Origin of the sequence: Lachnoclostridium phytofermentans ISDg (assembly GCF_000018685.1) — a bacterium.
GTDB lineage: Bacteria > Bacillota > Clostridia > Lachnospirales > Lachnospiraceae > Lachnoclostridium > Lachnoclostridium phytofermentans.
In genome coordinates this window covers 658,699-672,590 of the sequence record NC_010001.1, presented here as the reverse complement: position 1 = coordinate 672,590, position 13,892 = coordinate 658,699, and the positions used below count along the sequence as shown (strand labels likewise).

Here is a 13,892-nt window from a genome sequence, read left to right as displayed (position 1 = left end):
CATTATAAAGGAAGCAGGTTCTTTTATCACGAAACTGACTTGAGAACCTGCCCCTGAATTCCAAGAAAAATCACGCTTTGCGATCTTTTCCTTGTCATGAAAAAATTACTTACTAAATTCTTTGTTTTGATTATTCAACAAAGCTCTCCACTATATATTTTCCTCTTTCGTTAAGATTGCTGATACAATCATCTAATGTTTCTCCACCTACTAAATACTTTTCGATTTCTTCTACAAATAGGGAATCGATCTCAGCATTGTAGCCAGGAGCTGTCATTGGAGCATTCATCTCAAGTTTAGGATTATTTAAAACATTTTTCACGGAATCCATATCATATAATGCATCTGGATTCTCACCAACTATGAATGGTAAAATTGTATCAAGATTCATGTTCTTTTCTGCTGTTAAACCACCTGCACGAATATAAGCACCCTCTGTAGTATAGAATCTGATGAATTTATATGCATCTTCTGGATATTTTGATGATTTTGGAATACTGAACATTTTTGTATCGGAGAAAGTACGGCCTTCTGCACCATTATCCCAGGTTGGAAGTGGAGCAAAGCAAGTTTTAAAATTATGTGGCCATTTTTCAGCATCTTTAATTTCTGCTAACATCCATGTTCCAGTTGGAAGCATAGCAACTTTTTCACCAAAAAATTCATTTCTATAAGCTAAATTTGATGTTTTGATATCAATAAGTGGCACAGAAGTTTCATCTACATTTTCCATTTCATATCTAAACTCTAGCCAATCTCTTAAGTTAGGATCATCAAAATTTAAAGATCCATCAGCTTTATAATAAGCATTATCCATCTTTGTTGAATAAACACCCATTAAGCCATAGTTCTGCCATGTGTGGAAATAGGATCCATAAATCTTATCAAGACCACTACCACTTGTAAGCTTTTTCGCATACTCTCTGTAATCATCCCAAGTCCAACTTGTTGGTACAGGAAGTCCAGCTTTATCTAACATATCTTTGTTCATCATGATAAACCAAGGTGTGACGTCAATTGGACAAGCATAATAGCTTCCATCTACCTGAGAGTTTACGCTATAAACGTCGTCATAGTTAATTCCCTCTGCTTGTATAAACTGATCCAATGGTTGATACAAATTTCTTTGTACTTTACTTACACATTTTGCTACAGAAGACTCTAATACTGCATCCACTTTCTCACCAGAAAGAAGAAGCAAATCCACTTTCTCCGTATACTTCACATTATCATTCTCAACAGGATATTGCATATCAACCTTAATGTTAGGATATTTACTTTCGAATGCTGCAATTACCTTATCATTTTGCTCTTTTAAAGATGCTTCCCATGAGTATACTACAATGGTGTTTTGCTTTCCTGAATCTGTCTTTGCAGGTTCTGTTGGTTTTACTGTTGAAGTGTTATTGGTATTTCCTTCGTTGCCTTTACTGCCATCACCACTGTTACTGTTTTTAGCACCACAGCCAGTGAAAACTAATGTGATACCTAGCATCAGTGCTAATGCCTTTGAAAATCGTCTCATAAAATTTCCTCCCTTAATATAATAAATTTTTATTACTTACGCAAGAAACATGCCTGCTTAGTAGTAGGCCATGTGAAGCTTTAGAAGTTCTTTGGCGGCGTCTTTTGACGCCTTAGAAATTCTCTTCACATTTTATCCTTTTACAGCTCCTACCATCATTCCATCCATGATGTATTTTTGTCCAAACAAAAATACTATGAGAAGAGGAATTATAGCACACACTGCTGCAACCATAATCAAAGAGTAGAAACTTGTATATTCCGTCATAAATTTTGTCATTCCAAGCGGAATTGTATATAATTTTTCAGTTTTCAAAAAAATTAAAGGATTTTGATAATCATTCCAAGTCCATACGAATTTCAACATTGCAAGAGTTGCAAGTGCCGGCTTTGTAACTGGAAGAATAATTCTTAAAAAGATTCTGCCATGTCCTGCGCCATCAATTTTCGCTGATTCTGATAATGCTGTCGGAATGGCCGTCATAAACTGTTTTAATAAAAACATACCATAGATACTAAATGATCCAAGTAATATCAACCCAAGATGCTTATCAAATAACTTTAATGATCGAAATATCATAAATTTCGGTATAATCGTAACTTGATCAGGAATCATCATCATACTAATATAAAGAAGAAACAACCCATCTCGAAATTTAAACTCAATCTTTGAAAATGCATAAGCTCCCATGGCAGATATTAAAACCTGCAAAAATGTCGTAAGTAAAGTAACCTTAATGGAGTTCAAATAGAAAATACCGAAATTATATCTACCGCTCCAGACTTCTTTGTAATTTGCTATGACATTGAATCTTTTCGGTATCCATTCTACTGGATATTTAAATACATCCGCCTCAACTTTCATAGAAGCTGAAATCATCCATAGTAACGGGAGCACCATAGTAAGAGCCATGATTCCTAAAACTAAGGTTGCTACGATACGTATTATTTTTTTTCTAATCACTGCTTTATTCGTCATTTTCTTTCTCCTTACTCATAGGTTACCCATTTTCTCTGACCAATCCATTGTATTATAGTTACTATAAAGATAATAACAAACATAATCCAAGCTGCAGAACTAGCACTGCCCATATCATAGAATTTAAAAGCTTCTCTATAGATATATAAAGCAAGTACAGTAGTAGAGGTTCCAGGACCTCCTTGAGTAAGAACATTGACCTGATCAAATACCTTAAAGGAATTAATAATTCCCATAATAACTAAAAAGAAAGTAGTCGGCGATACCATCGGAATAGTAATAAACCTAAATTTACTAAACGCACCTGCCCCATCAATTTCCGCTGCTTCATATAAATCAGTAGGTACAGAACTAAGACCAGCGATATAGACCACCATGTTATAACCTAAGTTTTGCCATATATACATCGCAATCAATGCAGGCATTGCCCATTTCATATCAGCTAACCAGTTTGGTGGCTTATTAACCCCAATACTGAGTAAAAATTGATTTACTGGTCCGTACTTCGGTTGCAAAACAATCATCCATACAATTGCAATCGCTACAGTACTTGATATATACGGTAAAAACATCATAGCCTTTAGCGTATTCTTAAAATAAGCTGCTCTCGTTAGAATTACTGCAAGAATTAAGGCTATGGAAACTCCAATTACCACAGTCGTTACAGTAAACACAATACTATTTTTCATAGAATCCGTAAACCAGAGATCTTTAAAAATAATTTTGAAGTTTTTTAATCCGACAAACTTTATGCTGCTGATACCCGATGCCATATCCCATTTTGCAAAACTTAAAATTAGAGAAAACAGGACTGGAAATAAAAAGAAGACTAAAAAGCCCAAAAAACTAGGTGCTAGAAAAAGTATGGCTGCCAGGGCTTCTTTACTCATTTTTTTCTTCATAACTAACTCCTTCCTACATTGATCTCTCCAAGCTACCCTTACGATGTCATTCTTAGAATTTGGTATGAAAAATCAATCGTACAGAAAGCCTGCGTATCAACTAACTACATCCATCATAGCATGGTCATTTCATTAATAAAATGTCCTTTTCTTACTTCATTATGCCCAATAATTACTTCTTATAAAAATCCACTACACATTCGAATGAAACGTGCTATACTAAATAAAGCTTAATAAAGACACAACGTCATGAAAAAGTGCTTAAGCACCAGAAAAGAGGTAACATGGAACGATTTAAATTATCAAATATCAGCATATATAAAAAACTCTTAGCTGCCTTCGTTATTATCATCATATTACCTCAAATAACCTCCTACTTAATTGCAGAACAATCCAGCAAAAATCTGATTGTTGGACAGCTATCTTCTGAAACCATGAGTTCTTTACAGATGGCTTCCGATAATATTAATACTCTATTAAAGCGAATGACCTCCATCGCATTGTTTGTAAATTCAGATAAAAATATCAAAGGTCTCATTGAAGATGAAACAACTGCGGATAACTTGAAAAATTTAGATCGGATAAATAAATTTAACAGCTTTATTGAAAATATTGCTTATAATATGATGGGGACAAGGTGTTACATTACGGTAATCACTAAATCCGGTAATCGTTATACAAATTGGAACAGCAGTGGCCCTAGTTCTTCTGCTTTCCTTGAAAAATACACACCAGCTAACCTGCAGAATAAGTCTCCTGGTTTTATCTGGAGCTTTCTTGATGAAAATTATATTGACAGTGATAAAAAAGCCTATCCGTATATCTTAACTCTTGTAAAAAATATATACGATAATTCAGGAAAGAAATTATACGGTACTTTTATTATCAGTATACCAGAAATCGAACTAAGTAATTTAACCGTCTCTTCCAGTGAACAACCAAAGACGCAACGAGCAGTAATAGATAAAAATAATATCGTAATCTCCTCCAACCAAAAAGAATGGATTGGTAAACCCTTATCAGATATTATAAGCACTAACATCCCCGAAGAGCCTAAGGGTTATTTTATTACAAAAGGCGACTCAGAGAATATTATTTCTTATTCTCACTTGGATTCTATGACAATTATAGACGTAAAATCTTATGATTCCATAACAAAACAGCTTCGAGTCACTACAAATCGCCTTTTGCTATTTAATTTCTTTTTTATTTTGCTGTATTTATTTATATCTGCTTTAATTGCTAAAAATCTAGTTAATCCGATACATCGATTAAGTAAGAAGATGCTTGATACTAACTTTGAATCCCCTATTGAAGAACCGCCAAAAAAACGAATGGATGAAATCGGAATTCTGGAAAATACCTTTTATATTATGCGGGAAAATATCTATAAGCTAATTCAGGATAATCAAGAAAAAGAGAAAAAGAAACGGGAAAGTGATATGAAATTCCTGCAATCTCAAATCAGCCCGCATTTTTTATTCAATACCCTAAATACAATACGATGGGCAGGCATCAATAATAATAACCAAAAGGTAGCAGATATGGTCCTTGCTTTATCAAACTTACTAAGAATGACAATAGTAAAAGAGAATGACCTAATTACCATATCGGAAGAAATTAATACTTTAAGAAGTTATGCCCTCATCATACAAATGAGACATTCTACACAATTTGAACTGATCTGTAATTTACCAGAGGAACTTTTGACTTACCACATTCCAAAACTACTTTTACAGCCTATTGTTGAAAACTCTATTATACACGGATTTGAAAATATAGATAGCGAAGGAATTATTGAGATAAGTAGCAGAACAGAAGACCAGTTTATGATTCTATCAATCATTGACAATGGCGCCGGAATGGACCTTAATTCATTCGATGGAAAAAACAAAAAAGAATTTAAATTCTCTGGTATTGGAATTAAAAATATTGATGAACGTATAAAGATATATTTTGGTGATAAATATGGGATTAAAATAACCAGTAGCATTAATCAAGGAACAACCGTTGAGTTATGGCTCCCATCTCATGATATTTATAATGATCGAAAGGAAGAATCGATTTGATTAGAACAATTATTGTAGAAGACGATATTGAAATGTTAAATGGCTTACTTCATATCATCGCTTGGGAAGATTACGGATACCTTATTGTAGGTAAGGCAGAGAATGGAGCCGAGGCACTTAACATTGTAAAAGAAAAATCACCCGATTTGATAATCACAGATATTACAATGCCGAAAATGAATGGTCTCGACTTAATCAAATCAGCAAAGGAATTTAAATCTGGTATTAAAAGTATTATCATTAGCTGTAATGAAGATTTTAATTATGCGAGAGAGGCAATTAAATTGGAGGCAGATGATTATATTCTAAAACACACTCTTACAAAAGAAAGTTTGATTAATACCTTGGAACAGTTTCGAAGAAAGTTTGTTGAAGAACGTCAGCAGCAAACATCTTTTGAAGACGCTATCCATAAACTAAAAGCTAATAAATTCATTCTGTTAGAACAGTTTTTCTCCGATATATCGGAAGGAATACTAGCACGGGATCAGGAGATACTTCATCAGGCTAAAAAAATGAATGTTAAACTTCCTGAAAAAAACATGAGAATAATATCACTGTACATTGATAACTTAGAAAGTGTCATCACCGATCACCCAATTAAAGAATACAGCCTTTTAAAATTTGCTTTTCTAAATGTAATGGAAGAAACTATTGATAATAGAGATGGAATTATTCTTTTCCCTTACAACAGGGGTGCGTTTGGAATTCTTTATGATGATACCCTCATTTCCACCAATACTGTGCAGCAATTGATTAAGAAATTAATATCCAATGCTACTTCCTTTTTACGCCTACCTTTATCCGCTTGCTTTAGCAATGTTTTTCATTCCGTGAAGGATATTGGAAAAATACTCAGGCAAAACGAAGTCCTTCGCTCCTATTATTTTTATAGCGGTTCTTTACAGATTATTACGGAGCCCCCACTTGATGCTTATCCTATCGCTGATTTATATCAAACCTATGGTGCTGATTTTAAGTATCTTTTGAGTTTACAAAATAAGATACGTTTAAAGAAATATACAGAAGATTTATTTTCTCGTTTGGAATCAACGAAATATGATTCCAATTCTGTGAAACAACTTTTACGTCGTTTAGAAATTGATATGAGGCTATTTCTTGAAAAATATCAAATCAATCTTTGTACCTTTTCCTTGGATGGTGACACTTTTGACCATTTTAAAAAGATATTTTTTGATATGATTGATTGTATGTTTGAACAGCTTTCCAAACCGGAAAATAAATCTAGCCGTCCGGAAATAAAAAAAGTACTAGCTTATATCAGTACTCATATCGGAGAAGAGATTACTTGTGATAACATGTCAAGCTATATCAATATGAATAGCAATTACTTTAGCAGATTATTTAAAAATGAAATGGGGGTTAGCTTTTCAGAATATCTTCTTAATAAGCGTATTCATATAGCTACTGAATTATTGAAAAATTCTGACTGCCCAATTCATGAGATATCAAGAATCGTCGGATTCGAAAGCCCTAGTTATTTCCATCGAGCTTATAAAAAAGTCACGGGGATTACCCCAGGAGATGCTAGAGAACCCAAGTAACCAATTTCTACTTAAAAGGTAAATATATTTCGTCTAGGTGACTACATCTACTTGGTGAACCCACAGGGTGATTACACATTCCTTGTAGAGGTTTAAATTTAAGTAATTGCAGTAATTTCCTAATATAAAAAACTACCCGCATGTAAAGGTATACACTTTCGCATGTGGGTAGTTCTCTATAATTCTAAATCTTAACTTAACAAATCCTAATAATTCTCAGCTTTTACCTGATAATAAGCCTGTGGATGTGCACAAACTGGACAAAGCTGTGGAGCTTCCTTACCAATAATAACATGCCCACAATTTCTACACTGCCAGATGGAATCTCCATCTTTTGAGAACACTAGACCTTTCTCAACATTCTCAAGAAGCTTAAGGTATCTTTCCTCATGTTCCTTCTCAATCTTTGCAACGCCTTCAAATAAATCTGCAATGTGACCAAAGCCTTCTTCTCTTGCTTCCTTTGCAAAGCCTGCATACATATCAGTCCATTCATAGTTCTCACCTGCTGCAGCATCTTTTAGATTCTGTGTAGTATCACCAATGCCGTTATGTAATAACTTATACCACAACTTCGCATGCTCTTTCTCATTCTCTGCTGTCTCTAAGAATAGTGCAGCAATTTGCTCATATCCTTCTTTTTTTGCCTTACTTGCAAAATAAGTATATTTGTTTCTTGCTTCGGATTCTCCAGCGAATGCTGCCTTTAAGTTCGCCTCTGTTTTTGTTCCCTTTAAATTTGCCATAATAGTACCATCCTTTCCATGTTATTAATATATAATGAGAATCATTATTAAATTCCTGTTTTCTATTCTAACCTAAAAAAATAAGTATGTCAATGTTAGAATCTATTGTAAAATTTCTTATATGTTAAAAACTTGCTCTAAATTTCTTTATGATAAAAACTTATTGTTAATTACTATATAATCGAAACTTATTAAAATTACTATATGATCGGACCTTATTGTATAGTTCCTATATGGTAGAAAATCATTGTATAATTCCTAAATAGTAGAAAATCTTTGTATAATTCCTATATGGCAGAAAGTTATTATATTTTTCCTATTCATACGCAAAAAAATAAATAGGTTTTTATCATTAGACAATTCATAATGATAGAACCTATTTACCTCTAGCAAAATTTTGTTTCTTTATATCATTACCAAAGATTAATATTTACGGAATCTTTGATAACGAGTTTCTATAAGAGTTTCCCCTTTATCTGAGTAACGTTTAACGAATTCTAATATACCTTGTTTTAAAGACCAAGCAACATGTTCCATATTACCAGTGTTTAAGGTACGTTTTATTTCGTTATCCCCATCCTTTTCCTCGATATCAGTAATAAATTCAGAAACCGGTTCAGATTCATCACCCAAAAGTGACATCGCTTCTTTCTCTGTCTCTTCTAGCGATAATTCAGGGAATACTTGATCGATAATCTTTAATTCTAATAAATCATCAGCCGTTATTTTCATAATAGCTGCCGCCTCATCCGCTCTCTTACTATCCTTCCACAAGATAGAAGCAAAACCTTCCGGAGAAAGAATAGAATACGTTGCATTTTCTAGCATCCAAACCTCATCTGCAACAGCAAGTGCTAAAGCTCCCCCACTTCCGCCTTCGCCTATCACTATAGATAGGATTGGAGTTTTTAAGGAAGACATCTCATATAGATTCTTCGCAATAGCCTCTCCTTGCCCTCGCATCTCAGCCTCAATACCACAAAATGCTCCAGGGGTATCAACAAAGCAGATAACAGGACGATGAAATTTTTCTGCCTGCTTCATTAGACGCAGTGCCTTACGATATCCTTCTGGATTAGGCATACCAAAATTGCGTTTCATGTTTTGCTTGATATTACGTCCTTTTTGCTGTCCAATCACAGTAACCGGTATTCCGTCAATGGTTGCAATTCCACCTACAATTGCTCCATCATCTCCGCAATAGCGGTCACCATGCAATTCTAAAAAACGATCAAATATATGACTCATATAATCTATACTTGTTGGGCGTTCTGTTCCTCTTGCAATCTTTACGCGTTCCCAAGCAGATATATTATTCTCCATAACTCACCTCATTTCCACGCACTAGTTCTATAAAAACTCATTCAGTTCCGTAGTCTCTTCTTGTTCTTCTTCATAGAGAGACTCATAACTAGGGTTCATACTTGTTTTTATTAAAAAAGATAACACTTGTTTTAAACGGCTGCGTTTTACAATTTTATCGACAAATCCATGCTCTAATAAAAACTCTGCACGTTGAAATCCTTCTGGTAACTTCTGACCAATCGTCTGCTCAATAACACGTGGACCAGCAAATCCGATTAATGCTCCAGGTTCTGCAAGAATTACATCGCCAAGCATTGCAAAACTTGCAACGACACCACCAGTGGATGGATCAGTAAGAATCGGAATATAAATTAATCCAGCATCCGAATGACGTTTCAGGGCTGCACTTGTTTTTGCCATTTGCATAAGTGATATGATTCCCTCCTGCATTCTAGCTCCGCCTGAACAGCAAAAAAGTATCAGCGGCTGACGTTTCTCTGTTGCCTTTTCAATTAGTCTAGTGATTTTCTCACCAACGACACCACCCATACTTCCCATCAAGAAAGTTGAGGCCATCGCTCCGATAGAAACACTTGCACCACAAATTTTACCTTCTCCTGTAATTACTGCTTCATCAAGATTATTGACAGACTTCATATGAGAAAGTTTAGCTTCATAGCCTGGAAAATCAAGTGGATTACTAATTGGTAGATTCACATCGTACTCTATAAAGCTTCCTTTATCCAGAACCATACTAAGCCTTGTTTTGGGAGCGATTCGAAAGTAATTATTGCAGTTTGGACAGATATAGTAATTTGCTATAATATCCTCTGCATAGATAATTTCGCCACATTTTTCGCATTTTTGAAATAATCCATCCGGAACCTGTGGTTCATTCATGATATTCTTTACTTTCTCATTCCTTCTGGTTTCCTTCTCCGATGCGTTTCCAGTTTTCTTAAACATTCCCATTGTAACCTCTATTCTGGCGTTTTATCGCCTTCACATAACGGTCGCAACTTTGTGCGCCATCAACAATATTAGTTAAACTTAGTTTAACTTATATATACCACTTACTCTTTACCTAGAAATTGTTCTATAAAATTGGTTGTTATATTTCCTGTTTGAAATTGTTTATTCTGTATCAACTGATAAAGAAAATCTGTATTGGTTTCAATACCATCAATAATTAATTCGCCCAGGACACCCTGCATCTTAGCGATAGCTTCTTCTCTGGTTTTATCATGCACCATCACTTTTGCTATCAAGGAGTCATAGTATCTAGGAATGGTATATCCTTCATATAACATCGTATCGATGCGAACACCAAACCCTCCTGGCATATGAAATTCTGTCACAGTACCAGGAGATGGTAAGAACCCTCGTTCCGGACACTCTGCGTTTATTCTGCATTCAATTGCATGCCCCGCAATCCTTACATCCTCCTGTTTAAAGCTTAATGGCTCTCCTGCTGCAATTTTAATTTGTTCCTTTATCAAATCAATTCCGGTAACAAGCTCTGTAATTCCATGCTCAACCTGAATTCTAGTATTCATCTCAATAAAATAATATCGGCCTTTATCATCTAGCAAAAACTCAATTGTTCCTGCATTCGTATAATTCGCCGCTTTTGCTGCCATAACTGCTACCTCTCCCATCTCTTTTCGAAGAGATTCATTAAGAGCTGCAGACGGTGCTTCTTCTATCATTTTTTGATGTCTTCTTTGTACAGAACAATCACGTTCACCAAGATGTACTACATTGCCGAACTGATCAGCAAGTATCTGAAATTCAATATGTCTCGCTCCAGAAATGTAACGCTCCAGATACATAGTATCGTCACCGAAAGCATTTTTCGCCTCTTGCCTTGCAGTTTCAAATAGATTATCAAATTCCTCTTCTGAGTGTACGATACGCATGCCACGACCACCACCACCGGCGCTTGCTTTGATCATAATCGGATATCCGATTTCATTTGCAAGAGCTTTCGCTCTCTTAAGCTCGTGAAGTGGCTCTTTGGTTCCAGGTACTACTGGAACCTTTGCTTCCATCATGGTGTTTCTTGCACATGCCTTATCTCCCATACGATCAATTACATCCTTATTGGGTCCGATAAATGCAATATTACATTTTTCACAAAGTTGTGCAAACTTACTATTTTCCGATAAAAATCCGAATCCCGGATGAATTGCCTCCGCTCCAGATGCTAGTGTTGCACTTAAGATTCTCTCCATCTTTAAATAACTATCTTTCGCATATGCTGGACCTATGCATACAGCTTCATCGGCTAATTGGGCATGTAATGCTTGCTCATCTGCCGTAGAATATATTGCAACAGTCTGAATACCCATCTCTCTACAGGCGCGGATAATTCGTACTGCTATTTCGCCACGATTGGCTACTAAAATCTTCTTAAACATAAGAACCCCCATTCCTTTGCTACCCCGCAAATTTGGGCTATTGCACAATATTTCAGTGAATTACTTTATAATTCGCTATTCTTAACGTATTACAAACGTTAATTCTGCCTCTGCAAAAACCTTTTCGTCATCGTATGCTTTTGCGGTAGCTACACCGACTGGTCCTTTTTGCTTTAGTAAAGAAACCTCTAATGTTAACACATCACCAGGTGTTACCATGTTACGAAATTTCGCTTTATCAATTCCCCCAAAGAAGGGAACTTTACCTTTATTTTCTTCCAAAGATAGCATAACCACGGAACCTACCTGTGCTAATGCTTCTATAATTAAGACTCCTGGCATCACTGGATTACCTGGATAATGTCCAGTAAAAAAAGGCTCATTAAAAGTTACACACTTTCTTCCGATAGCACGAATTCCTGGAACTAATTCTAAGATTCTGTCTACTAATAAAAATGGACTACGGTGCGGAATTATATCCATAATTTCATTACAATTTAATACCATTTTAACCTCTATTCTGGCGCTTTAGCGTCATTTCTTATCGTTAGCAACTTTGTACGCCAGTACAAATTACTTAACATCCATTGCAACATATAGAGTAAAAGAACGCATCAGCGAACTTTTCCTAAAAATCTACTTAATTTTTCTATAATGGACGGATACGAACTAGTTTTTGATCAAATCCAACCATTTCTTGATTTTTCACTAAAACTTCTTCTACAAAACCATCATATGGAGACTCAATTTCATTCATAAGCTTCATAGCCTCGACAATACCAACAACTTGCCCTTTTATGACCTTATCTCCAACTTGAATGAAAGGTTCTTCCCCTTCTCCCTTAGCACAGTAAAATGTTCCTACCATCGGAGAAGTAATAATATTACATGGAACTGTATCTTTTAAAATACAATCTTGTTCGCTAATTGCAGTAGCTGCTACTACCTTAGAAGCATCCGTTATCAGTAATTCATGATTTAATTCAAAAGAGAGCTTTGTCTCTCCCTCTATATAAGTAAAAGAAGTTAACTTCGAAGAAGATACTGCCTCAATCAAATCAATAATATCTTTAATTTCCATAAAATCCCCCGTTCTGCACCTTACTCTACATATTTTTTTACTAGAAGAGTTCCATTGTGTCCACCAAATCCTAGAGAATTACTAATTGCTACATTTACCTTTTTGTCCGTTCTAGCTTCCTTTGTATAATCCAAATCAAGTTCTTCATCTGGTACGCTATAACCAACTGTCGCATGAATAAAATCTTCCTGTACAGATTTCACACATACAATAAATTCAACAGCGCCAGCAGCACCTAACAGATGACCTGTCATTGACTTTGTAGAATTCACATTAAGATGATATGCATGCTCTCCAAATGCAGCTTTAATCGATTTTGTCTCAAATAAATCATTGTGATGAGTACTTGTTCCGTGTGCATTGATGTAATCAACATCTTCTGGTTTTAAGCCTGCTTCTTTCACTGCAAGGAGCATTGCTCTCATCGCACCTTCTCCATCTTCAGCAGGTGAGGTAATATGAAAAGCATCTGCTGTTGCTCCATATCCAGCTACTTCTGCTAAGATATTCGCTCCTCTTGCTTTGGCATGTTCTAAGGACTCAATCACAACAACACCAGCACCCTCTCCCATAATAAAGCCGTTACGTTCTTTATCAAAAGGAATGGAGGCTCTCTTTGGATCTTCCGATGAACTTAATGCAGTAAGTGCTCCAAATCCTGCAATACCAAGCTTTGAAATCGCTGCTTCCGTGCCACCACAAACCATAACATCTGCATCACCACATTGAATTGCACGGTACGCTTCTCCAATCGAATGTGTTCCTGTCGCACATGCAGTTACTACGTTAATACATTTTCCCTTTAGTCCGAAATTAATTGATACATTACCAGCTGCCATATTGCTTATCATCAGCGGAACAAATAATGGGTTGGTTCTCTTAGGACCGTTATTTAAAACTTTTTCGTATTCCTTTTCGATAATCACTAAGTCACCAATACCAGAACCAACAGACACACCAATTCTTGTTCTATCTTCTTTCGTTAAATCAAGACCACTGGATTCGATCGCTTCCTTTGTCGCAGCTACTGCATATTGACAGAATTTTTCCATACGTCTTGCTGACTTCCCATCCATATAGTCGGCTGCATTAAAATCTTTTACCTCTGCTGCAAGCTTTGCACGATAATCGGTTGTATCAAAATAGGTAATCGGCCCAAAACCTGTTGTTCCACTTTTAATATTACTCCAAAAATCTTCCACATTCTTTCCGATTGGAGTAATTACTCCCATACCTGTTACTACTACTCGTTTCATATGAATAACCACACCTTTCCATAGCCTGCAAACTTAAGGTGCAGG

The 13,892-nt window shown here is 35.6% G+C and carries 10 protein-coding genes and 1 pseudogene; 2 read left to right on the top strand and 9 right to left on the bottom strand.

What is annotated here, in order from left to right; all coding sequences use genetic code 11:
* Positions 1 to 130: 130 nt before the first annotated feature.
* From CPHY_RS02895 to CPHY_RS02885, 3 genes are all read right to left on the bottom strand, one after another.
* A complete protein-coding gene (locus CPHY_RS02895; RefSeq protein WP_012198560.1) occupies positions 131 to 1,525 on the bottom strand; it encodes an ABC transporter substrate-binding protein in 1,395 nt (464 codons plus the stop codon).
* 132 nt (positions 1,526 to 1,657) lie between these two features.
* Positions 1,658 to 2,503 carry a carbohydrate ABC transporter permease gene (locus tag CPHY_RS02890; RefSeq protein ID WP_012198559.1) on the bottom strand — a complete coding sequence of 282 codons (846 nt, stop codon included), beginning with the start codon at positions 2,501 to 2,503 and terminating at the stop codon, positions 1,658 to 1,660.
* Positions 2,504 to 2,514: 11 nt separating this feature from the next.
* Complete coding sequence (locus CPHY_RS02885) at positions 2,515 to 3,405, bottom strand: carbohydrate ABC transporter permease (protein WP_012198558.1); 891 nt, start codon at positions 3,403 to 3,405, stop codon at positions 2,515 to 2,517.
* Positions 3,406 to 3,689: 284 nt separating this feature from the next.
* Here CPHY_RS02885 and CPHY_RS02880 point away from each other — a divergent pair, with 284 nt between their 5' ends.
* Both CPHY_RS02880 and CPHY_RS02875 read left to right on the top strand, forming a co-directional pair.
* Complete coding sequence (locus CPHY_RS02880; protein ID WP_012198557.1) at positions 3,690 to 5,474, top strand: cache domain-containing sensor histidine kinase; 1,785 nt, start codon at positions 3,690 to 3,692, stop codon at positions 5,472 to 5,474.
* Positions 5,471 to 7,039: a response regulator transcription factor gene (locus CPHY_RS02875; protein WP_012198556.1), complete on the top strand. Its 1,569-nt coding sequence runs from the start codon at positions 5,471 to 5,473 to the stop codon at positions 7,037 to 7,039. The genes CPHY_RS02880 and CPHY_RS02875 overlap by 4 nt, the downstream gene beginning before the upstream one ends.
* A 206-nt stretch (positions 7,040 to 7,245) precedes the next feature.
* Here the strand turns inward: CPHY_RS02875 and rbr are convergent, their stop codons facing one another.
* From rbr to fabF, 6 genes and pseudogenes are all read right to left on the bottom strand, one after another.
* Positions 7,246 to 7,785 (bottom strand): rubrerythrin, encoded by a 540-nt coding sequence (gene rbr / locus CPHY_RS02870; RefSeq protein ID WP_012198555.1) that lies wholly within the window; start codon positions 7,783 to 7,785, stop codon positions 7,246 to 7,248.
* 423 nt (positions 7,786 to 8,208) lie between these two features.
* Positions 8,209 to 10,062 (bottom strand): annotated as a pseudogene (locus CPHY_RS22530) (acetyl-CoA carboxylase carboxyltransferase subunit alpha).
* A 101-nt stretch (positions 10,063 to 10,163) separates the two neighbouring features.
* Positions 10,164 to 11,510: an acetyl-CoA carboxylase biotin carboxylase subunit gene (locus tag CPHY_RS02855; protein ID WP_012198552.1), complete on the bottom strand. Its 1,347-nt coding sequence runs from the start codon at positions 11,508 to 11,510 to the stop codon at positions 10,164 to 10,166.
* Positions 11,511 to 11,591: 81 nt separating this feature from the next.
* Complete coding sequence (gene fabZ, locus CPHY_RS02850) at positions 11,592 to 12,017, bottom strand: 3-hydroxyacyl-ACP dehydratase FabZ (RefSeq protein WP_012198551.1); 426 nt, start codon at positions 12,015 to 12,017, stop codon at positions 11,592 to 11,594.
* A 142-nt stretch (positions 12,018 to 12,159) separates the two neighbouring features.
* Positions 12,160 to 12,591 (bottom strand): acetyl-CoA carboxylase biotin carboxyl carrier protein, encoded by a 432-nt coding sequence (locus CPHY_RS02845; protein WP_012198550.1) that lies wholly within the window; start codon positions 12,589 to 12,591, stop codon positions 12,160 to 12,162.
* A 20-nt stretch (positions 12,592 to 12,611) separates the two neighbouring features.
* A complete protein-coding gene (gene fabF / locus CPHY_RS02840) occupies positions 12,612 to 13,847 on the bottom strand; it encodes a beta-ketoacyl-ACP synthase II (RefSeq protein ID WP_012198549.1) in 1,236 nt (411 codons plus the stop codon).
* Positions 13,848 to 13,892: the final 45 nt, after the last annotated feature.

Coding starts and splice junctions, on each gene's coding strand:
- CPHY_RS02895 (WP_012198560.1), bottom strand. CDS start 1,525: ATGAGACGATTTTCAAAGGCATTAGCACTGATGCTAGGTATCACATTA.
- CPHY_RS02890 (WP_012198559.1), bottom strand. CDS start 2,503: ATGACGAATAAAGCAGTGATTAGAAAAAAAATAATACGTATCGTAGCA.
- CPHY_RS02885 (WP_012198558.1), bottom strand. CDS start 3,405: ATGAAGAAAAAAATGAGTAAAGAAGCCCTGGCAGCCATACTTTTTCTA.
- CPHY_RS02880 (WP_012198557.1), top strand. CDS start 3,690: ATGGAACGATTTAAATTATCAAATATCAGCATATATAAAAAACTCTTA.
- rbr (WP_012198555.1), bottom strand. CDS start 7,785: ATGGCAAATTTAAAGGGAACAAAAACAGAGGCGAACTTAAAGGCAGCA.
- CPHY_RS02855 (WP_012198552.1), bottom strand. CDS start 11,510: ATGTTTAAGAAGATTTTAGTAGCCAATCGTGGCGAAATAGCAGTACGA.
- fabZ (WP_012198551.1), bottom strand. CDS start 12,017: ATGGTATTAAATTGTAATGAAATTATGGATATAATTCCGCACCGTAGT.
- CPHY_RS02845 (WP_012198550.1), bottom strand. CDS start 12,591: ATGGAAATTAAAGATATTATTGATTTGATTGAGGCAGTATCTTCTTCG.
- fabF (WP_012198549.1), bottom strand. CDS start 13,847: ATGAAACGAGTAGTAGTAACAGGTATGGGAGTAATTACTCCAATCGGA.